Here is a 19,581-nt window from a genome sequence, read left to right on the forward strand (position 1 = left end):
CTGGGCGGGCCGGGACGGCGGGGGCGTGCGCTGCGGGGTCAGCCGGTGACGGTCTCGGCGTGCCGGTGGAGGGCGTCCAGGAGCGCGGTCTGATGGTTGGTCGGCTTCCCGTCGGTGCGGGCCGGAGGGCCAGGTCGCCGGGCCGTCGGAGCCGGTCGGCCGGTCGGTGCGGCGGATCGTGTCGGGGCGGTGGAGGTACCAGCCCCAGTCATCGACACCGGGGCGGCGGACCGGGACCGCCCAGGGCGTGAGGGCCCCACGACGCAAGTGTCCGCCCAACGTCCGGCCAACGTCATGGTGGCGGGTTGCCGCCGGCACAAGGATGGTGCCGAGCCGGCCCGTCCGCCGGTCGCCACAACGGTCCGACACGAGGAGAGAAGCAGATGGCTCGTCGCAAGATCACACGAATCGGTGCCGTGGCGCTGGCGGCCGCGACCCTCATCGGCGGCAGCGTCCTGGCGGCCTCGCCGGCCAGCGCGATCGGGAGCGTGCAGTGCCCGGGCGGCGGCGCGGAGGCGTACGGCATCGAGCTCTGGATACACGACAACAGCGGCTACTGGCAGCTCTGCTACGCGGGGAGCGTCGGCACGACGTACCCCGGGGTCGCCGGTGTGTACTCGGTGACCTCGCAGTGGAACAACGGCGTCATCACGGCGAACGGCCACGACTACAACCTCTACGCGGGCGGCAGCCTGAGCCTCAACAACGCCTACGTCTCCCGGGTCTCGATCGTCTGACATCCGGTCGGGTGGCGGGCATCCCAGGACGCCCCCCCCCCCGCCCCGGGGGGCGGGCTCCCCCACCCCGCCCCCCCGGCCGCCCGCGGGCGCCGGGTGGGGGGCGGGGGGCCGCCCAACCCCGGGGCCGGCGGGGGCTCGGGCGGCCGTGGCGGCGCGACCGGCCCGCCCTGTCCCTACCCGTCACACCCCCACCGGTGTAGGGCAAGGAGGTGCCGGCACGGATGCCGTTCAGGAGAGGCTGCCGTATCCGCTGAAGTCAGCAAGACCGTTATACGGAAGGCGCGATGGCGTGCGAGGCGAGCAGGGCTCGCAGGGGTGTGGTGTCGGGCGTGTCGGCGGTGGCGGCGTCGAGGGCGTCGTCCATGCCCTCCTCCCACGCCTCGGGCAGCGTGAGCCCGGGCCGTCCTGCCCACGCGATGTCCGCCGTGGCCTGCCCGGCGGCGACCAGACGGAGGTGGACCAGGCCCGCGAGGGCGTCGAAGACCCTGGGCCGGACGAAGTTGCGGGCCGACCGCCCGGTCAGCCGCGCCGCCTGGGGCGGCTTCGGCATCCGGTCGGCCACCTCCGGCCACAGCAGACCGCGGTCGAAGGCGTCGAGTACCTCCTCCAGCCCGGGCAGTTCTCCGTCCGGCTCCGAGGAGCGCAGCGTCCTGGCCACCGCGAGGCGCAGGGGGCGGGACCAGCCTTCGGCGTCGGCGACCGCTCGGGCCAGGACCAGTTCGTCCCAGCTCATCCGCCGCATCGTCGAGGCCTGCGGTGGCAGGGCGCGCGCCTCCAGCATTGCGAACAGCTGGTCCGGCTCGCGTAGCAGGCTCAGCGCGTCCGGCCCGTCCGGGCGGTCGCTGCCACCGGGTGGCAGCGCCTCGATCAGGGCGATCCGCTCCGCGGTCGGCGGGTGGGAGTCGTACGGGTGCGGGCGCGGTGGGCGGTTTCCCGCGGCGAGCGCGGCGAGTTGCTCCGCCGTCCGGGCGGCGAGCAGCCGGCGGAAGCCGCCGCCCACCTCGCCCGCCGGCGGCAGCGCTGCCAGCGGCTCACCCAGGGCGGCGTACGTCGCCAGGTAGTGGCGGTGGGAGGCTTCGAGCACCAGGGTGGCGCGCAGCGCGGCGGCGGTCGCCTCGCGGCCGGCGTGCCGGGCGGCCACCTGGTCGGCCACGAGCTCCTGCTGACGGGCGGCCGACTGCGAAGCCCGTAGGAACATCCGGGCGTACGCCGCGTAGAGGCGGCCCACCGGGTGATGCAGCCAGGTGCCGCCGGTCTCGAACGCCCGGACGGTGTGCACGACCGCCGCCCGGCCGCGCATCGTGAGGCCGCCGAGCCGGGTGTCCCCGTGGCCGAAGTGGCCGAACTCGTGCGCGAGGACGGCGCGCAGCTGCGGGACGCTCAGCCCGGCCAGCAGCGGCAGCCCCAGGGACATCCGGCGCCGTCCGGGCAGCAACCCCAGCAGGTGGCTCCGTTCGGCGACGCTCGCGTTGACCTCTTCGACCAGGAACAGCTCCTCCGGCGTACGTTCCCCCGCTGCCCGGGCGGCGGCGCGGACTTCCTCCCACAGCTCCGGCTGCTCCTGCGGGGTGAGCGCCACTGCCTCCGGCACCGGGCCGAGCCGTCCGGCGCGCAGCGAGGTGACCATGCCCTGGACGATCGCCACCGCCAGGAACAGGGTGACGGCCAGCACGGTTCCCTCGAACCAGGCCGCCCGTTCGGTGAGCAGCCGCGTCACCAGCAGCCAGTCGAGTACGGCCATCGCTGCCAGCAGGCCCGCACCCATCAGGTGGAAGCCGGCCAGCAGCGCCACCGCCCGCAGGGCACGCAGTCGGAACGTCATCGGAGAACCCCCGCACAGCTCGGCCGGCCCGCACGGGCCGACGATGATCGCGCGGAGCCTACCGCCCAGCTCAGAGGCCCTCCCCAGCAACCCCTCCCCCACCTCGCGGCAGGCCGCTGCGATCCGCGCCGGCTCCAGCCCTGGCGGGGCACGGCATCAAGAAGGAGCCAGGGGCCGGGACCTCGGCGCTCACCGAAACTCCCCACGCGGTTGACCACCGGAGCGCGTGGGAAGCGCGAGTAGTCCTGGCCGTTTTCCGGGCTCTGACCGCGCTTGCGTGAACGGGGCTCCCCATCAGAGCAGGGCGGAGTGCTCACATGGCACTCTGTCCGGATGGCAGAGGTAGACCCACACAGCACGGCGGCGGGCTGGATCTGGAACGTCAACCTTCAGGCGTTCATGGAACTCGTGGCCCGGTACGTCGACTACGGCTTCGATGACACCGATTGGCAAGCCGTTGGCGCCGGCCTGGAGGCAACCGATGACGAGCACCTGGACCGCTGGTTCAGCTATCCACTCGTTGGAGCACGTCACAGCGTTGAAGTGCACCTTGCCAACGCCATCGGAGGTGACGAGGTCTCCGTCCGCTTTGTCGGTCCTGCAGACCCCGAACTTGCTCTGAGAATAGACACATTGCTGGATGCCTACGCTTCTGCTCCAATCCGTCGCCGCACGTGATCCTGCCCTACGGCCGGGTGAGGATCCGGGTTCGTAGGAGGCAGAAGGAGGCCCGGCCAACATGGCTCTTTTGAGGATTTTGATCCGATTTACGTTGCCTTCGACCTTGCCGGATCTCCATTCGAGGGTGAGACCGGCGGTGACGGCGTCAAGGTCCTGGCGGAGGAAGCCCGCGAACGAGCGCATCAGTGCGGGGGCGTCCTGTTCGGCCTCGCGGATCCAGTCGTGCAGGAGGGCGCCGAGCCGGTTGCCCATGAGGTCGTGGAAGCATCGGGCCAGGTCGTAGACCTGGGCGATGTCCGGGCAGGCGATCCGGACGTCCAGCAGTTTGTCCTGTTCATCATCGGCGAGCGTGCCGGTCGGTCGCAAAATCCAGGAGGTGATCCGGCGGGGGCTGGGGATGTCGGCGCGGACCGGTTCGGCGGTTCCCTCGCGCAGGGATGCGACGTGGCGGCAGAGGGCACGGGCGAGAAGGCGGGATCGTCGCCCAGGCCGGTGCGGTTGGCGGGGATGTCCAGGGTGCCACCGGCCTCCAGGTAGGCGAGCAGACGCCGGTAAGAGCGGTTCCGGTCCGGCTCTAGCCTCGGGACCCCGCGCCCGAGCGCTCATGCCCGGATCGGAGAAGCCCGCGGTCCGGTACGAGCCCGAGCACCTGCTCGACGTCGGCCGCATCCACGCCGCCCTCGTCACCGACGCCCGCACCCGCGGCGAGGCCTGCGGCCACTCGGCCTCGCCCCCTACCCGAAGCTGCCCGCCGCCCGCCGAGACGATGAAGGCCACCCTCGTTCGCCCAAGGCGGGTCTCCGCAGGTCCTGGCACGTTGGCTAGCAGACAAGAGGGCGTGGCGTCCGACGCTGGCCAGACGCTCACCACCACGGCCCCGCAGGGTCCGAACCCCTGCTGTCGGGACCGCCAACCCAAGACCCGCGCTACTCGTCCGGCGGGACCAGGCCCCGCCGGGCACATTCACCCGCGCGCTCTGTATCTCGGCTGCATCCAATTTCCAGGGAATGAAGTTCTGTCACACAAACAGTCACGGAGCAAACCAGGCCCGGTAAATTAAAAATTGCACTCCAATATCACATGCCATTTTAGCACCACCCAGCGGCGGCTCCCAAAAAAATCGACCACCAATGACCCCGTTTCGCGTGACACTGACCAAACTGTGCGTAGGCTTCTCTCCGTACGCAAAAAGTCGCCCAACACTGTGCGGCTTAATTGGCATTGCAGAAGGGGTGAGAGATGAGGATCGAATCGGGTCGGCGAATCGCCACAGTACTCGGAGGTCTGGCCGTGGTCGTAGGGGTAGCGGTGGCGCAGGCTCCGACGGCCAGCGCCTGGGACAGCAACACCCACCTCAACAAATGCGGAATCTTCTTCAACCAGAACTGCGGCCATGGCGGCGTCGGGGACAACAACCGAAGGGTTTTCGCCTACGATCAGCGTGCCGATGACAACGGGTTCCGCACGGAGTACCGGATGACCAATGGTGACAGCGGCGCCATCAAGGACCCTGACGGAGACGGCGGCGGCTCCGGCCAGATTTGGACGCCTGCGCCCGTCAAGTCCTACAGGGTGTGTTCCGAGCAGGGCAATGACTACAGGTTTTGGCCCTGCAGCGAGTGGATTAACGTCCTCTAGGTCATCTACCCTGCGTCAATCGGCACCGCTGCCCCGTGAAGCCGGGCAGCGGTGCCGCTGTCGGTTCGGCCGTTCACCAGGACACCGCCAAGACATCACACCGCCGGCGACTTCGGTATCGCCCCGCTCCCGGTGGCGGCGCGTCAGGACCGGGAGCGCCGCACCACCGGCCGGGCGGGCCGCTCCGGCCCGGTGCCACACAACGCGAAGGCGAAGGTGTGGGTGCGCCCAAGCCAGCCCACCACCTAGCGCAGTATGACGGTATGGAGGGACGGGGCGTTGGTGCCGGCGGAGCCGCAGTGGGCGGTGTCGGACCTCTGGCGGGCCTCGTAGGCGGCCTCGCAGGCCCAAGCGGCGACGTCGCGGCGGTGCGCGTTCGTCGTCCCGGGCCCGGCGAAGGGTCTACTGGAGGTTCTCCCGGGTCATCCCGGCCGCCCGGCGCCGGACCCGGATGCACAGGTCGCCGAGCAGCGCGCCCTCCTCGCCCTCGTCGTGGTCGTGGTCGGTGCGGGCGAGGGCGGCGTACGGGGTCGCGCCCCCGCCTCGGCGTGGACGACGGGCTCCGGCACGCCACCACCGGGGCAGACGCCGAATCAGCTCGGCCGAGCACGGCCTGCACGGGGTGCCGAACATGCCGCCCGTCCGGGGCGGCGGGCATTGCCTTCAAGCCGACACTTGCCGGTACCGGGCTGGGGCACGCGGGCCGACCGTTACAGCGTGGCCCGGCCCGGGGGTGGGACGGAGCGGGGTCAGGAGATGGTGAACACCTTCTTGTCGCTGGCTTTCCAGGTGCCGATGCGGCCGTTCTGCCCGGTGTTGGCGCGCAGTTCGAGCTTCTCACCGCAGGGGAGCCGGCCGGAGACCTTGATGTTCTGCCAGTTGCTCGCGTAGAAGTTGCGGCCGGTGCAGTCGGCTTCCTCCTTGGACTTGGACCAGCTCTGGTGCTCGCCGCCGTGGTCCGGAACGCCTGAGGGTTGCAGGTCGTCTGGGCGCCGCCGTCGAAGGCGAAGGATCCGGCGCCGTCCCAGGGGAGCGTTCCCGACACGGACCCGGTGGACTCGGACCGGGTGACATGGAAGAAGACCTTCTCGGCCCCCTTCTCCACCGGGGGAGCCGCCTGGGCACCCAGGCGAACTCCTGGCGATGTTGACGATCGCGGACGGGCCGCCCGCCCCCTCCCCCACGGCCGGGAACCGGGTCTGGCAGCAACGAGGCGGACATCATGATGAACGCGACGGAGCCGAACGGGTCACGCCCCGGACGGGCCGCTTTGAGGCCAGGAAGGCCGCTCCGCCCGGCCGGGTACCGTTGCACGTCCGAACCGGGGATGCCGGCATCGGGAGCCGCGTCCGGGACGGCCTTCGCCGGGCGCTCGCCGCCGCGGCTCCGCGGGGCCCGGGGCCCTGCCGGGCGTGTCTTCGGCGTGCGTCAGGCCCGTGGGGAGGGTGGGCCCGGTTCGTCCTCGCCGAACAGGTCGCGCAGGAAGCGCTCGGGCCGGTTCACGAAGGCGCGGGTCAGTGTGACGGGTTCGGCTTGGTCGTATCCCACCTGCTCGATGGTGCCGTCGGCTTCGAGTTGCAGGATCCGGGCACCGGGGAGGGCGAGCAGGATCGGCGAGTGCGTCGCGATCACGAACTGGCTTCCCTGGGTGATGAGTTCGCGCATTCTGACCATCAGGGCCAGGCAGCCCTGCACGGAGAGCGCCGCCTCCGGCTCGTCGAGGACGTAGAGGCCGTTCGGCCCGAAGCGGTGGAGCGCGAGGTCCAGGAACGACTGGCCGTGGGAGCGTTCGTGCGGGGAGCGGCCGCCGTAGGCGGGCAGCAGCGGGGTCGGGCCTTCGCGGTCCAGGCGTTCGATCTCGGTGGCGACGTTGTAGAAGCTCTCCGCGCGCAGGAAGTATCCGGTGCGCGGGCGCCGGTTCCAGCGCAGCACCAGGTGCTCCCCCAGGACGGACTCGCTGGAGCGGGTAGCGAAGCGGAAGGACTTCGACCCGCCCTCGGCGTTGAACCCGGCGGCCGTGGCGATCGCCTCGATCAGGGTGGACTTGCCCGAGCCGTTGTCGCCGACCAGGAACGTCGCCCCGGGCGCGAACTCGATCCGCCCCGACTCGGCGAGGCGGGCGACCACGGGCAGGTCGAACGGGTAGCCGCCGGCCTCGGGGCCCGGTTCGACCTGGACGTGACGCAGGAACCCCGGGGCGAAGACACTCATCAAACGATCGTAGGCCGGGGCACCGACACCCGCCGCCGGGCGGCGGGGTCGGCCCTCGTCACCCGGTGCGACGGGAGACGAGGGGCCGGGCCGCATGTGCCCCGGCTACGTCGCCGGCTCGGCCGTCGCCTTCGCCGTTGCCGCACGCCAGGTGGCGATGGTGGCGGACGCCTTGGTCTCGAAGTCGGGGTCGCGCCAGGCGCCCGGCATGCCGATCACCGCCGGCAGCTTGAAGTCGCCGTGCTCCCGGTGGGTGACCCGCACGACGTCCCCGGAGTCGGGGCGGTTGCGGTTCTTCCCGACTGCGACGTTGGTGATGTCCGCCCAGGCGAACCGCTTGCGGGAGCCCAGGGCCCCGGTCCACCAGATCTCGCGCTCGTCGAAGCTCACGCTGCTGAACGCGCCCCTCACCTGGAGGAGTCCGCTGATGATCAGGAGGACGCCGAAAGCCATGACGGCGGCGGTCCGGACGTTCATCGGGAAGAGCGAACCGCGGTGGAGAAGGTAGGCACCACCGGCCAGGAAGAGTGTCGAGAAGATCCACTGACGGCGTATCTGTGCCGGGTGGAGACGGTAGGTCACGTGTTTCACCAGCGGATCTTGGCAGGTCGGACGCATCTGAGGAAGCGTCACCGTCGCCCCCTCCCGGAACCGGGTGCGCGGACGGAAGGCGATGCAGGACCATCGTTCAGCTGTCACGGCTGCGCAGCGTGAGGTAGCCGGTCAGCAGGGCTGCCGTCGTCCAGGCCGCGAGGACCAGCAGGCCCGTTCCGGGGTTGAGGCCCGGAACGGCCTTCATGACCTCGGCGCCGGCGTGGTCGGGCAGGTAGCGGGCGAGGGTGCGCAGCGCCGGGATGGCGTTGGCCACCGGTGTGAGCACGAAGACGAGGGCGAACAGCAGCGGGAGGGAGAGCGCCGTGCTGCGCAGCGTCGTCGCGATGCCCAGCGAGAACAGGCACATGAGGGTCAGGTAGAGGCAGGCCCCGAGGACGGCGCGCAGTGCTCCGGGGTGGCTCAGCTCGACGCCGTGCGGGCCCAGGGCCGTCTGGGAGGCGAGGAAGGCAAGGAATGTGGTCGGTACGGCCACGAGCAGGGCCACCGTGGTGGCGGCGGTGATCTTGGCGAGGTAGAAGAGGCCGCGGCTGGGTACCGCGGCGAGCGAGGTACGGATCATGCCGCTGCCGTACTCGGTGCAGACCAGCAGGACGGCGAAGGCGATCAGGGCCAGCTGGCCGAGCTGGATGCCGACGAAGCCGGCGTCCACCGGATCGAAGTCGGGGCGCAGCAGGGGGCTGTGCCGGTCGATCGCGGAGCGGGCCGAGGCGCCGTTCACCACGCCGGTCCCGACGCTGACGACCAGGGCGAGGGCGAGCGGGACGAGCGTGGACCGGACCGTCCCGATCTTGGTCAGTTCGGCCCGGAGCACGGCCGTCGGTGCGTTAGAGGACATGGCGGTCCGTCCCCGTGAGGGCCTCGGCCCGGTACTGGGCGGCGGTGCCGGTGAGGCGGAGGAAGGCGTCCTCCAGGGAGGCGGTGCGGGTGGTCAGTTCCCCCGGGACGAGTCCGGCCTCGGCGGCGATCCGGCCCACCTGCTGCGTTCCGGCGTCGTCGACGACCACGGCGCCGCGTTCCTCCTGGTGTGCCGTCAGCCCGGCGCGGGTCAGGGCGCCCAGCAGCCGGTCGGGCTGCGAGGTGCGGACCAGGACCTGGGGGCGGCAGTTGTCGGCGATGAAGTCGTCCGTGCCGGTGTCGGCGAGCAGCCTGCCGCGTCCGATCACCACCAGGTGCTCGGCGGTGATCGCCATCTCGCTCATCAGGTGGCTGGCGACCAGGATCGTCCGGCCCTCGGCGGCCAGGCCCCGCAGCAGCGTGCGGATCCAGCGCACGCCCTGCGGGTCGAGGCCGTTGACCGGTTCGTCCAGCAGCAGCGTCTGCGGGTCGCCGAGCAGTGCGGCGGCGATGCCGAGCCGCTGGCCCATGCCGAGTGAGAAGCCGCCGGCCCGGCGGGAGGAGACGGACTCCAGGCCCACCAGGGCGAGTACCTCGCGGACCCGGGCCGGGCCGATGCGGTTGGTGCGGGCGAGCCACAGCAGGTGGTGGTAGGCGGTGCGGCTGTTCTGCACCGCCTTGGCCTCCAGCAGCGCGCCGATGTACCGCAGGGGTTCGCGCAGTTCGTGGTAGGCCTTGCCCTCGTAGTGGACGTGGCCCTGGTCGGGGCGCTCCAGGCCGAGCATCAGCCGCAGGGTGGTGGACTTGCCCGCCCCGTTCGGGCCCAGGAAGCCCGTCACCCGGCCCGGCCGGACCGTGAAGGTGAGGCCGTCGACGACGACGGTGTCGCGATGGCGCTTGGTCAGTTGCCGTAGTTCGATCACGGCATCAGGCTGCCGTGGAGCAGCGCCGTGGCACATCGGCCGGCGATCCGACCTGTGGCCTGCGCCGTGCGGTGGAGGCGGGGCGGCTCCACCGGCGCCGTCTCCTACCGTGGTTGGTCATTCCCCGGGCTGAGGTGTGCGCGTGGTCGGGTGGATACGGTGGGGCGCATGGCCCCACTCCCGCCGACCTGGCCGACGCTGTACCGCGAGGGTGTCGTCCGGCCGCTGCGCCGGGGCGAGTGGGTGGCGGTCGACGGCGTGACGGCGGTGGTGCTGACCGCGCTGTTCCTGGCGTTGCCGGGTCCGGCGTGGAGCTCCTACGGCGGGTGGTCGGCCCGGATCGCCCTCGCGGCCGCGATGGGGCTGCCGTTGGCCCTGCGCCGGGCCCGTCCGGCCGCGGTCTGTGCGGTGGTCGCGGTGGCCTCGGTGGTGGCGTCGGTGGCCGGCGCCGTCCGGGAGCCGTTCCTCGCGGTGGCCTTCGCGCTCTACCAGGTGGCCGTCACGGCCCCGGCCCGGCGGGTGCCCACCGCGGTGATCGGGGTGGTGAGCGCCGGTGTGTCGGTGCTGCTCGTGGTCTCGGGCTCCCCGGCCGGCGGCGGGCAGGACCTCGTGCTCCACGTGGCCGGCCTGGCGCTGGCCGGGATGGCCTGGGTGCTCGGCCGGGCGGTCCGCGAGCGTCGTGCGCACGCCGCCCGTTCGGCCCGGCGGGTCGCGGTGGAGGCCGTCACCGAGGAACGGCTGCGGATCGCCCGGGAGTTGCACGACATCGTGGCGCACCACGTCGGGGTGATCGCGGTGAAGGCCGGGGTGGCCAATCACCTGCTGGCCGCCCACCCGGAGGGGGCCGGCGAGGCCCTGCGGGTGATCGAGACGGCCAGCCGCTCGGCGCTGAGCGAGATGCGGCAGATGCTCAGTGTGCTGCGGGCCGGCGGGTCCGAGCCGGAGGCCGACGGAGCGGACGGGCTTCGGCCGGCGCCCGGGCTCGCGGCGCTGCCCGGGCTGGTGGCCGGTGCCACCGCGGCCGGGCTCACCGCCGAGCTGCGCACCGAGGGCACCGCCGACCTGCCGCAGGGGGTGCAGAGTTCGGCGTACCGGGTGGTGCAGGAGGCCCTGACCAACGTGCTCAAGCATGCCGGGCCGACCCGTTGCCGGGTCGAACTGGTCGCCGATGGGCGGGAGTTGCGGATCGAGGTGACCGACGAGGGTGGTGCGGGAGGCCGCGGCGTCCGCCGACCGGGCCGGTACGGTGGGTATCCGGCCTGGCACGGGCCCGCCAGGGCGGACGGGCACGCCGGGGCGGCCGGGCACGGGAGTGGTCACGGCCATGGCCTGATCGGCATGCGGGAGCGGGTGGAGTTGTTCGGCGGACGCTTCCGGGCCGGGCCGCTGTCCGGGGGCGGCTTCGCCGTTCGGGCCGAACTGCCGTACCGGGCGGTGGCGTCGGCGAGGGAGGATCCTTGATCAGGACCGGTGTGATGAACCGCGCCCGGGGCCTGGGTGCCGGACCGGCCGGGTGGGCGCCCCGGCCCCGGGGCGGAACGACGAACGTGTGGTGGAGGACCGTGTGACCGAGCCCGTCCGTGTCCTGGTGGTGGACGACCAGGCGCTGCTTCGCGGCAGCTTCCGGATGCTGATCGACGCCGAACCCGGTCTGGTCGTGGTCGGTGAGGCGGCCGATGGCGCCGCCGCGATCGAGGCGGTGGCCGAGCAGAAGCCCGATGTGGTGCTGATGGACGTGCGGATGCCCGGCACGGACGGCATCGAGGCCACCCGGACGATCTGTGGGCGGAGCCCGGACGTGCGGGTCCTGACGCTCACCATGTTCGACCTGGACGCGCACGTCTTCGCGGCGCTGCGGGCCGGAGCCGCCGGGTTCCTGCTCAAGGACATCCCGCCCGCCGAACTGCTGCACGCGATCCGGGTGGTGGCGGCAGGGGAGAGCCTGCTCTCGCCGAGCGTCACCCGGCGGTTGATCTCGGAGTTCTGCCGTCGTCCGGCCGCCGAACCGGCCGGTCCGCCGCCCGTGCTGGACGGTCTGACCGGCCGGGAGCGGCAGGTGCTCCAACTGGTGGGCGTCGGGCGGTCCAACGCGGAGATCGCGCAGGAACTGCGCGTCTCCGCGGCGACGGTGAAGACCCACCTGAGCCATCTGCTGGACAAGCTCGGCGCCCGGGACCGGGTCCAGCTGGTGATCGTCGGGTACGAGAGCGGTCTGCTCACACCGCGCCACCGGGTCTGACTGGTCGGCGGGGGCCACCGGGGCGTCCCGCGCGTACGGGCGGCGGCCTACGCGGCCGTGCTCCCGGCTACGGCTTCGCCTTGCCGGCGACGAACTCGTCCCAGGTGGCGACGGTGTCGGCCGGGGGCGCCGTGATGGCCGGGACGGCGCCGAAGTCGGAGTACTCCTCGACGACCTCGCTCCGGCCCTTGCTGCCGGTGGTGACCTGCTGCGCCTTCAGCACCAGGTCATCCTTGCCGACCCACATGTCGAGGACCGCCGAGGTCTCGCCCCGCCGCTTGGCCAGCTGGACGTAGTAGTCGCGCACCTCGTCCTTGATGGCGGGCCCGCTGTAGTGGGCCAGCTCGTCGAAGAGGACCGTGCCGCGGTAGTGATCGGCCGGCCGGCCGCCCACCTGCTCCTCGCCGACCCAGGAGGTGGACCCGGTCGTGGCGAGCGAGCCCGCGATCTCGTTGACGAATCCCGCCGCCCGTGCGTTGCCGGGGCTGCCGGCCGTCTTCTGGTCCATGCGGTACCAGCTCTTGCCCGGGACGTGGTCCGACTTCATGTAGATGCCGTCGCCGGTGGCGATGATGTGGTTGAAGCCGCTGGGGTTGTCCTCGGACTTCTCCCCCCAGGACTTGATGGCCGAGGCGTACGGCTGCTGCTGGAAGAACATCTCGGACCTGTCGGATCCGCCCCCGCCCGTCTGGACCGTCTTGTAGGAGGCCTGTTCCGCGGTCTTCCTGGCCGCGGCGATCAGCACGGTCCGGGCGTCGGTCCGGGCGTCGGCCCGCTTCGTCGCCGCCTCGTTCCCGCTCCGGGCCGCATCGCCGCCGTGGGGCTCCCCGCCGCCGTGCGACTCCCCGCCGCAGCCTGCCAGGGCCAGCGTGAGCGCCGCCCCCGCGGCCGCCGCCACGACGCCCCTCCTCATCACCCGCACGGCTCTGATTCCTCCTCGGTCGTTTCGACATGCATGATCATGGTTGTTGCCCGGGCCGGGCCGGGCCGCCGACGATCTCGAGCGTCCGCCTCCCGAAGCACCGCCCGCCCGCGCCGGGCGGGCCGCTCCACCCGCGAAACGGCGGGCGACCCCGGGTTAAGGTCAGTTTGACGATAACATCCTTCGTCCCCGGACCGATAACCGCTGCCCCGGCGGCCCCGGCGCGGGCCAGCACCTCCCCCACCCCGAACTGCCCGCCGGGCGCCGAGGCGTACCGGCCCGCCAGGCCGGGCCGCGGCGGGCAGGCCTGACGGCCGAGCAGGCCGGCGGCCGGGGAAGCAGCGGCGGGGCGGTCGCAGCCGCTGAACGGCACTGGGCGGCGGCACCGCGTCGGGTGAGCCCTCTTGAAGGCCCCGGGTACCTGTCCCCTACGGTGTCCGTGATCACCGTGGTCGAACAGTCGGCGCGGTGCGTCAGACCGGGGGATCGATCATGTACTTCAGCCTGCTCGGCCCGCTTCTCGTCCGTATCGGTGACCAGGAGCGGGCGGTCGGCGGCGCCAAGGTCCGCACGCTGCTCGCGGTGCTCCTGCTGGAGCCCGAGCGGCCCGTGCCGTTGGACCGGCTCAGGACCGCCCTGTGGGGCGACAATCCGCCGGCCTCCGCGAGTGCCTCGCTGCACAACATGCTGGCCCGTCTGCGCGCGCAGCTGGGCGACGAGCGTGGCGAACGCCTGCGTTCCACCCCGCTCGGCTACGTCCTGGAGGTCGCCGGGGGCGAGGTGGACGCCCGGGTCTTCGACCTCGGTGTCCGGCGGGCCCGCGAGGCGCTGTTGCGGGAGGACTGGGACGCCGTACGGGAGGAGTCGGCGGCGGCCCTCGCCCTGTGGCGCGGCGTCCCGCTGGGCGAGTTCCCGGACCTTCCCGAGGCGCAGGTTCCGCGTCGCCAGTGGCAGGAGGCCCGGCTGGAGGCCCTGGAGTGGCGCATCGAGTTGTAGTCCGCCCGGCCGTCGCCGTCGATGTCCGCGAAGCGCACCCGGCTGAGGTCGGTGGTCACGCCGGTGGCGACGGTGCCCATGTCCTGCCAGCCGCCGCCGGTGTCGCCGCCGCGGTTGAGGTAGACGTGCACCGAGCCGTCCGGGTTGACGGCGATGTAGTCGGGCAGCCCGTCGCCGTCGAAGTCGGCGAAGCGCACGCGGTTGGGGTCGGCGGTGATGCCGGCGGCGACCTGGACGGGCGAACCCCAGTCGCCGCGGCCGTCGCCGCCGTTGTTCTGCCAGACCGTGACGGCGCCGGTGGCGCCGATGGTGATGTAGTCGTCCTTGCCCCGGCCCCAGAAGTCCGCCCACTTCACGCGGCCGTTGCCGGCCTCGGTGCCCTTGTGGTGGTCCCAGTGCGTCCTGACCATGCGCCACTGGGCGTCATCGCCCTGGAAGCCGGTCCTGCAGACGGGGGCGCCCTGGGCGACCTTCAGGTAGCAGCCCTTGGGGCTGGCGACGCTCGTCCAGCGGCCGTCCACCCCCAGCTCCATCCAGGCGAGCCCGTAGTCGTGGCTGCCGCAGCCCACGGTCAGGACGTTGGAGCCGTCCGTCGCCAGGCAGGAACCGCCGTAGTACATGGAGCCGTCGACGATCTGGTTCTGGTACCCGGTGACGAAGTACTGGTTGTCGTTGCTGCCGCAGGGCTGGAGTGCGACGGGCCACGCACCGATGTCGGTGGTCCCCACCAGGCACAGCCCCGTCGCCTTGTTCTGGATCTGGAACGCCAAGGGATGCACGTCGGCCGACGCCTGGCCAGCGGAGAACGACAGGCCGGCCACCAGCATGGCGACGACGGTCAGGCCGGCTCTGATCCGGCGGAATCGGGGAACTCTGATCTTCACGCGTCCTGCCTCTGGCGTTGGGTGCGCGCGACCGGCCCGGCTTCGCCGCCGGGCCGGTCGCGCGGTGACGCCACGAGGCTGGCAGGGTGCTCCAACAGCGGCCCAACAATCAACCAACCGCGCACCGTTGCGGGACGGACCACCTCCGTACCCGACAGCTCCGACTTATCGGCGGGCCGGGCGGCCTTTCGCGAGGCGGACATGACAGCTAGCGTACGTACGAGCTGCTCGGTCCATGACGGTCCGTCACCGGATTCCGCCGTGGACCCGCGCGGTACGGACGGGACACCGCGCCCGCCCGCATGTTGAAGACGTCCGTCGCACACCCTGGAGAGCCCGTGGATCCCCGCCCCGCTTCCCGCCGGCAGCGCCTGCGCGTTCCCGGCGCCGCCTGCGCCGCGCTGCTGTGTTCCGTCGCCCTCGGCGCCGCGACACCGGCGCAGGCCTTCAGCGGGGGCAACCACGAGAGGATCACCCGGGCCGCCCTGGGGGCCGCGGGCTGGCACCCGGCCTCGCTGACGGCGATGGCGGACGGGAACTCGGGCGCCATCGTCGCCAACGACCACGGCGAGTACTTCGGCATCGGCAAGCTGCACTGCGACAACGCCGACTACCTCGACCCCCGGTACGACAGCCGCTACCCCCGCACCCGCGGGCAGGCCGACGCCGAGATCATCGACTGCATCGACAGTTCCGTCCACAACTTCAAGCGGGCCGTCGCCGCCGCGGACCGGCTGGTCGACGCGAACGGCCACGTCGTCGCCGCCCAGACCTCCATCTCCCCGGCCTGCGACTGGAACGACCGGCCGGGACGGGCGAAGTGCGAGGTACTGGAGGACCTGGGCCGCGGCTGGCACCAGATCGAGGACTTCTACGCCCACAGCAACTGGGTCGACCAGGCCGGCCCGGGAGCCGTCGGCGTCAAGAACCCCCCGGGCCTGGGCAGGACCGACCTGCCCGCGTTCTTCTCCATCGCCCGCTACAGCTCCATGAGCAGGCCCGACTGGGCCAAGGACGCCACCGCCCACATCCCGCACGACCTGGCGACCGGCTGCTACCCGGACCGCGACCACACCGGAACGGTGTCCGACTGCGCGAACCGCGTCACCCACGACGGGGTGCTGAACAAGGACACCAAGGACACCCCGCGCTCGGCCGTCGGCCACAACTTCGACCGCGCCTACGACCTCGCCGTCAAGGACATCACCCGCCAGTGGAACAACTTCAAGGACGAGCTCCAGCGCAGGTACCCCAACAACGGCCGGGCGCAGGCGATGATCTGCGCCATCACCCATGACCACCCGGACAAGACCTGCTGAGCGGAACGGAACGGAGACGTCATGCGAAGGTTCCTGACCAGGCTGTTCGTCACGGCGGCCGCCGCCGCCCTGACCGTGGTGCTGCCCGGTGCGGGCGCGGCGGCACCGGCCCGCACCGGGCCCACCTCGGACGCGGTCGCGGCGGTCAACCACACGGTGACGTTCGTGAACCACTCGTCGCAGCGGCTGTGGATCGGAAGCGGCGTCAACGCCGACGGGTCGAAGCAGTTCACCCGGCTGCCGGTCCTGGCTCCCGGGCAGTCGGCGACGGTGACGATCCCCGAGACCACCGCCCCGTTCCACTGGCGGGGGAAGTTCTTCGCCCGGCAGGACTGCGGCGGGGCCTCCGGCAACGGCTTCCACTGCCGGGTGGGCGACTGCGGCCCGTTCGCCGACCACTGCACGACGGGCGAACAGCCCGCCAGCCTCGCCGAGTTCAACTTCGACGCCAAGGACGGCGCCGCCCCCTGGTACGACGTGAGCTACGTGAACGCGTTCTCGCTGCCGGTCACGATCACCCCGGTGAACGCCTCGATCCCGGCGGGCGGGGGCTGCGACACCCGGGGCTGCGCGAAGGACCTGCTGCCCTCCTGCCCGCCCGCCGACCTGACGCGCGGGCCGGACGGCAAGCCGCTGCTGTGCACCAACCCCAGCCGCGACACCCAGAGCGACTACAGCCGCGCGCTCAGCGCGAAGTGCCCCAAGGCCTACACCTGGTCCAAGCAGGACCAGGTGCCGGGCAACAAGGTGATGCAGCAGTGCAGCCGTTGCAGCGGCTTCACCGTCACCTTCGGGTCCCCCGCGTGAGGGCCCCGGCCGCGTGAGGGCCCCGGCCGGATGAGGGCCCCGGCCGGATGAGAGCCCCGGCATGACCGCCTGGTCGAAGGAGAGGAACGCCTTGCCACGTCGAACCCGTCTGTTCGCCGTCCTGCTCGCCGTACTGACCTGCCTCACGGTCGGCACCACGGGCGACGCGTCCGCCGCCCCGGCGAAGAAGAAGGGCGTGAGCGCCTGGAACTTCACCGACGTCACCAAGGCCATGGCCGACGCCAGGGTGGGCTGGTTCTACACCTGGGCCTCGGACCGGCAGCAGATCAGGCCGCCGGCCGGCGTCGAGTTCGTCCCCATGATCTGGGGCGCGGGCTCGGTGACCGACGCGCAGCTCGCGACGGCCAGGAAGGAGGGCACGACCCTGCTCGGGTTCAACGAGCCCGACCTGCGGGGCCAGGCCTTCATGAGCGTCTCCCAGGCCCTCGACCTGTGGCCCCGGCTCCAGTCGACCGGGATGCGCCTGGGGGCGCCCGCGGTGGCGGGCGGCGGCGACGTCGCGGGCGGCTGGCTCGACCAGTTCATGAAGGGCGCCGCCGCCCGCCACCACAAGGTCGACTTCATCCCCCTGCACTGGTACGGCTCGGACTTCCGCGCCGATGCCGCGACCGGTCAGCTGCGCAGCTACCTCCAGGCCGTCCACGACCGCTACAAGAAGCCGATCTGGCTCACCGAGTACGCCCTGATCGACTTCTCCGGCGGCACCCCGAGGTACCCGACGCCGGAGCAGCAGGCCGCGTTCGTCACGAAGTCGACCGCCATGCTCCAGGGGCTCCCCTTCGTCGAACGCTACGCGTGGTTCACCCTCTCCGCGGACCGCGGCGGCACCGGTCTCTACAACGGGGCGACGCCCAACCGGGTGGGCGCGGCCTACCGCGCGGCCGGCTGAGCGCACCGCCCGGCGCCCGTCAGCGGGTGCCGGGCGGGGTCGGGTGGCTCGCGCGGGTGAGGGCCTGCCGGCGCAGGCCGCGGAGTTGGTCGAGGAGGGGCTGGTCGGTGCCGATCACGGTCTTCTCGACGTCGGACTGGATCTGTTCCACGGTGGCGGCGAGGCGGGCCTGGTCCTGGCAGCGGGCCGAGGTCTTGGCGAGGGTGAGCTCGTCGCCGATGAGGGCGTGGGTCTTCGCCGGGTCGCCGCCGTCCTGTTTGACCCGCCGGTCGATCTCGGCCACCGGGTCCGCCAGGTGGGCGGCGCTCTGGTGGGCGGAGGACATGCAGTCGCGCCAGCGGCCCTCGGCGGCGGTGTAGCGGCCGTCCGCCTGGACCCCGCCGACGACCTTGTTGCCGAGCACCTGGAAGGTGTTGAACAGCCGGAAGTAGTCGGGGCCGTAGAGGGTGTCGCCGGCCTGGGTGAGGCAGGAGTCGCTGTTGTAGTAGAACTGCTGGTGGTCGGGCAGGTCGACGGTGACCCGGTGCGCGTCCGTCCCCAGGAGGGCGGCCTTCCACGCCTGGTCGGCGTCGTGGTCCTGGTTGGGGTCGGCGGCCTGCTTGAGGTTCAGCGCCGTGCTGATCACGCCGAAGCCGTCGTCGGCGGCCTGGTCGCCGTCGAGCAGCCCGTACGGGTTGGCGTCGACGCGGTGGTCGCCGGTGGCGAGGGCCTGGGAGCGGTAGGCGAAGCCGCGCTCCCGCATGCATCCGGTGACGAGGGCTTCTTCGGCGTCGTGCAGGGCGGCGCGCTGCTGCTCGTCGTAGTGGGTGACGCCGCCGAAGGGGCGCGGCAGGGCCCCGGGCGGGGTGGTGCCGCCGGACGAGGAGCATCCGGCGGCACCGATGCCCAGGAGGACCGCCGCGAGGGCGAGGGTGGTCCTGGTCTTCATCACTGGATCAGACCGTGCACCAGCGGTTGGAGTAGATCGTGGGCAGGTTGTCCCCGATCAGGGTCCAGCCCTGGCCGCGGTAGAGGATCCAGCCCTGACCCTGGGCGTTCTTGTCGGCGTAGACGACGACGTTGCAGCTGTTGCCGTTGTTGAACGCCGAACCGCCCTGGCTGTGGGCGTAGTTGGTGTACTGGCTGAGGTCGTCGTTGTCCTGGTAGACGGTCTGGACGCCGCCGCCGTAGTTGGCGTTCCAGTACACGCAGAGGCCGCCCGCGTTGCAGCCGGACGGCGCGGCCTGGGCGGCGGGGGCGGTGCCGACCAGGGTGAAGAGGGCGGCGCCGGCGACGGCGGTCGCGGCGGCTGCCTTGGCGATGCGCGACGTGATGGTCACGGAGGTGTCCCTTCCAAGGGGTGGGGTGAGCGCTGGCTCGGATTCGTACGCTGGTGCCGACGGCCGGTGGCTTGCTCGCTTGCTTGCCTGCTTGCCTGCCTGCTTGCTTGCTTGCTTGCGGCCGCGTTCCGGGGAAGAGCCTCTCCGGAACGTGATCACGCCGCTATCCGCTTTCGTGGCGGCGGGATTTCACGTCTTGTGGATAGCGCGGAGCGGGGCGGAGGGCTTGGGTCGCCGGGTCGCCGGGTCGCTGGGTTGCTCGGCGGCTTCAGGTCGCTCGGCGGCTCGGGCGCAGCGTCCGGGACGGCGGCTGTCCGAAGGAGCCGCGGTAGGCCGCGCTGAAACGGCCGAGGTGGGTGAAGCCCCAGCGGTAGGCCACGTCGGTCACCGTTCCCTGCGCCCGGCCGTCGGCGATGGCGAGGAGGTCGCGGTGGGCGTGGTCGAGCCGCAGTTGGCGCAGGTATGCCAGGGGCGTGGTGTTCAGGTGCGTGCGGAAGCCCTGCCTCAGGCTCGGCAGGCTGGTTCGCGCGGCGCGGGCGATGTCCGCCACCGAGACGGCCTCGTGCACGTGTTCCTCGCAGTACGCCTTGGCCCGGCGTACGGCCGGTGGCAGGGCGGTGGGGTGACTAGATGAGTGAGTCCGATTGCTGTGCTGGCCGCGACCATGACGAAGGGTGCCCGTTGGTTGGTTTGTGAAGACGAACCTGGACACCCTTCTGAC

At 72.0% G+C, this 19,581-nt stretch carries 20 protein-coding genes and 1 pseudogene; 9 read left to right on the forward strand and 12 right to left on the reverse strand.

Features of this window, described 5'->3' with window-relative positions; genetic code table 11:
- Window positions 1-383 precede the first annotated feature (383 nt).
- Entirely contained in the window at window positions 384-737 is a 354-nt protein-coding gene (locus tag ACFV8H_RS22440) for a hypothetical protein (protein ID WP_380402675.1), read from the forward strand.
- A gap of 271 nt (window positions 738-1,008) precedes the next feature.
- On the opposite strand, the gene ACFV8H_RS22445 is transcribed toward ACFV8H_RS22440, so the two are convergent.
- Complete coding sequence (locus ACFV8H_RS22445) at window positions 1,009-2,562, reverse strand: M48 family metalloprotease (RefSeq protein WP_380402678.1); 1,554 nt, start codon at window positions 2,560-2,562, stop codon at window positions 1,009-1,011.
- A 294-nt stretch (window positions 2,563-2,856) separates the two neighbouring features.
- Window positions 2,857-3,609 carry a transposase gene (locus tag ACFV8H_RS22450; protein ID WP_380402680.1) on the reverse strand — a complete coding sequence of 251 codons (753 nt, stop codon included), beginning with the start codon at window positions 3,607-3,609 and terminating at the stop codon, window positions 2,857-2,859.
- Window positions 3,610-4,482: 873 nt separating this feature from the next.
- Between ACFV8H_RS22450 and ACFV8H_RS22455 the strand changes: the two genes are divergently transcribed.
- A complete protein-coding gene (locus tag ACFV8H_RS22455) occupies window positions 4,483-4,881 on the forward strand; it encodes a hypothetical protein (RefSeq protein ID WP_380402683.1) in 399 nt (132 codons plus the stop codon).
- A gap of 402 nt (window positions 4,882-5,283) precedes the next feature.
- Here the strand turns inward: ACFV8H_RS22455 and ACFV8H_RS22460 are convergent, their stop codons facing one another.
- Window positions 5,284-5,514 carry a hypothetical protein gene (locus ACFV8H_RS22460; protein WP_380402686.1) on the reverse strand — a complete coding sequence of 77 codons (231 nt, stop codon included), beginning with the start codon at window positions 5,512-5,514 and terminating at the stop codon, window positions 5,284-5,286.
- Window positions 5,515-5,637: 123 nt separating this feature from the next.
- Here ACFV8H_RS22460 and ACFV8H_RS22465 point away from each other — a divergent pair, with 123 nt between their 5' ends.
- Window positions 5,638-5,772 carry a hypothetical protein gene (locus ACFV8H_RS22465; protein ID WP_380402689.1) on the forward strand — a complete coding sequence of 45 codons (135 nt, stop codon included), beginning with the start codon at window positions 5,638-5,640 and terminating at the stop codon, window positions 5,770-5,772.
- Window positions 5,773-6,309: 537 nt separating this feature from the next.
- Here the strand turns inward: ACFV8H_RS22465 and ACFV8H_RS22470 are convergent.
- The 4 genes from ACFV8H_RS22470 to ACFV8H_RS22485 form a co-directional block, all read right to left on the reverse strand.
- Window positions 6,310-7,092 (reverse strand): AAA family ATPase, encoded by a 783-nt coding sequence (locus ACFV8H_RS22470; protein ID WP_380402692.1) that lies wholly within the window; start codon window positions 7,090-7,092, stop codon window positions 6,310-6,312.
- Window positions 7,093-7,197: 105 nt separating this feature from the next.
- On the reverse strand, window positions 7,198-7,569 hold the full coding sequence (locus tag ACFV8H_RS22475; protein ID WP_380402695.1) for a DUF308 domain-containing protein: 372 nt from the start codon (window positions 7,567-7,569) through the stop codon (window positions 7,198-7,200).
- A 211-nt stretch (window positions 7,570-7,780) separates the two neighbouring features.
- Entirely contained in the window at window positions 7,781-8,542 is a 762-nt protein-coding gene (locus tag ACFV8H_RS22480; RefSeq protein WP_380402698.1) for an ABC transporter permease, read from the reverse strand.
- The gene (locus ACFV8H_RS22485) at window positions 8,532-9,464 is read right to left on the reverse strand and encodes an ATP-binding cassette domain-containing protein (RefSeq protein WP_380402701.1); all 933 of its coding nucleotides are present in this window, start codon (window positions 9,462-9,464) and stop codon (window positions 8,532-8,534) included. Before ACFV8H_RS22485 ends, ACFV8H_RS22480 begins: the two co-directional genes overlap by 11 nt.
- Before the next feature lie 168 nt (window positions 9,465-9,632).
- On the opposite strand from ACFV8H_RS22485, the gene ACFV8H_RS22490 reads away from it, so the two are divergent.
- Both ACFV8H_RS22490 and ACFV8H_RS22495 read left to right on the forward strand, forming a co-directional pair.
- The gene (locus tag ACFV8H_RS22490; protein ID WP_380402704.1) at window positions 9,633-10,925 is read left to right on the forward strand and encodes a sensor histidine kinase; all 1,293 of its coding nucleotides are present in this window, start codon (window positions 9,633-9,635) and stop codon (window positions 10,923-10,925) included.
- Between the two features lie 103 nt (window positions 10,926-11,028).
- Window positions 11,029-11,703, forward strand: a complete 675-nt coding sequence (locus ACFV8H_RS22495; protein WP_380402707.1) for a response regulator — start codon at window positions 11,029-11,031, stop codon at window positions 11,701-11,703.
- Window positions 11,704-11,770: 67 nt separating this feature from the next.
- Here the strand turns inward: ACFV8H_RS22495 and ACFV8H_RS22500 are convergent, their stop codons facing one another.
- Window positions 11,771-12,601: a hypothetical protein gene (locus ACFV8H_RS22500; RefSeq protein WP_380402709.1), complete on the reverse strand. Its 831-nt coding sequence runs from the start codon at window positions 12,599-12,601 to the stop codon at window positions 11,771-11,773.
- Between the two features lie 516 nt (window positions 12,602-13,117).
- Between ACFV8H_RS22500 and ACFV8H_RS22505 the strand changes: the two genes are divergently transcribed.
- Window positions 13,118-13,621 carry a BTAD domain-containing putative transcriptional regulator gene (locus ACFV8H_RS22505; protein WP_380402740.1) on the forward strand — a complete coding sequence of 168 codons (504 nt, stop codon included), beginning with the start codon at window positions 13,118-13,120 and terminating at the stop codon, window positions 13,619-13,621.
- An 11-nt stretch (window positions 13,622-13,632) separates the two neighbouring features.
- On the opposite strand, the pseudogene ACFV8H_RS22510 reads toward ACFV8H_RS22505, so the two are convergent.
- A pseudogene (locus tag ACFV8H_RS22510) lies at window positions 13,633-14,448 on the reverse strand (FG-GAP-like repeat-containing protein); the annotation flags it as partial.
- Between the two features lie 395 nt (window positions 14,449-14,843).
- Between ACFV8H_RS22510 and ACFV8H_RS22515 the strand changes: the two are divergent.
- From ACFV8H_RS22515 to ACFV8H_RS22525, 3 genes are all read left to right on the forward strand, one after another.
- On the forward strand, window positions 14,844-15,824 hold the full coding sequence (locus ACFV8H_RS22515) for a hypothetical protein (protein ID WP_380402712.1): 981 nt from the start codon (window positions 14,844-14,846) through the stop codon (window positions 15,822-15,824).
- 21 nt (window positions 15,825-15,845) lie between these two features.
- Window positions 15,846-16,631, forward strand: a complete 786-nt coding sequence (locus ACFV8H_RS22520; protein ID WP_380402715.1) for a thaumatin family protein — start codon at window positions 15,846-15,848, stop codon at window positions 16,629-16,631.
- A 91-nt stretch (window positions 16,632-16,722) separates the two neighbouring features.
- The gene (locus ACFV8H_RS22525; protein ID WP_380402718.1) at window positions 16,723-17,541 is read left to right on the forward strand and encodes a glycoside hydrolase family protein; all 819 of its coding nucleotides are present in this window, start codon (window positions 16,723-16,725) and stop codon (window positions 17,539-17,541) included.
- 19 nt (window positions 17,542-17,560) lie between these two features.
- On the opposite strand, the gene ACFV8H_RS22530 is transcribed toward ACFV8H_RS22525, so the two are convergent.
- From ACFV8H_RS22530 to ACFV8H_RS22540, 3 genes are all read right to left on the reverse strand, one after another.
- Window positions 17,561-18,469 (reverse strand): hypothetical protein, encoded by a 909-nt coding sequence (locus ACFV8H_RS22530; protein WP_380402721.1) that lies wholly within the window; start codon window positions 18,467-18,469, stop codon window positions 17,561-17,563.
- Window positions 18,470-18,476: 7 nt separating this feature from the next.
- Window positions 18,477-18,860, reverse strand: coding sequence for a peptidase inhibitor family I36 protein (locus tag ACFV8H_RS22535; protein ID WP_380402724.1), 384 nt, complete (start codon window positions 18,858-18,860; stop codon window positions 18,477-18,479).
- A gap of 268 nt (window positions 18,861-19,128) precedes the next feature.
- Window positions 19,129-19,428: a helix-turn-helix transcriptional regulator gene (locus ACFV8H_RS22540; RefSeq protein ID WP_380402727.1), complete on the reverse strand. Its 300-nt coding sequence runs from the start codon at window positions 19,426-19,428 to the stop codon at window positions 19,129-19,131.
- Between the last annotated feature and the right edge of the window lie 153 nt (window positions 19,429-19,581).

Source organism: Kitasatospora sp. NPDC059827, assembly GCF_042731675.1.
In the GTDB taxonomy this organism is placed as follows: domain Bacteria; phylum Actinomycetota; class Actinomycetes; order Streptomycetales; family Streptomycetaceae; genus Kitasatospora.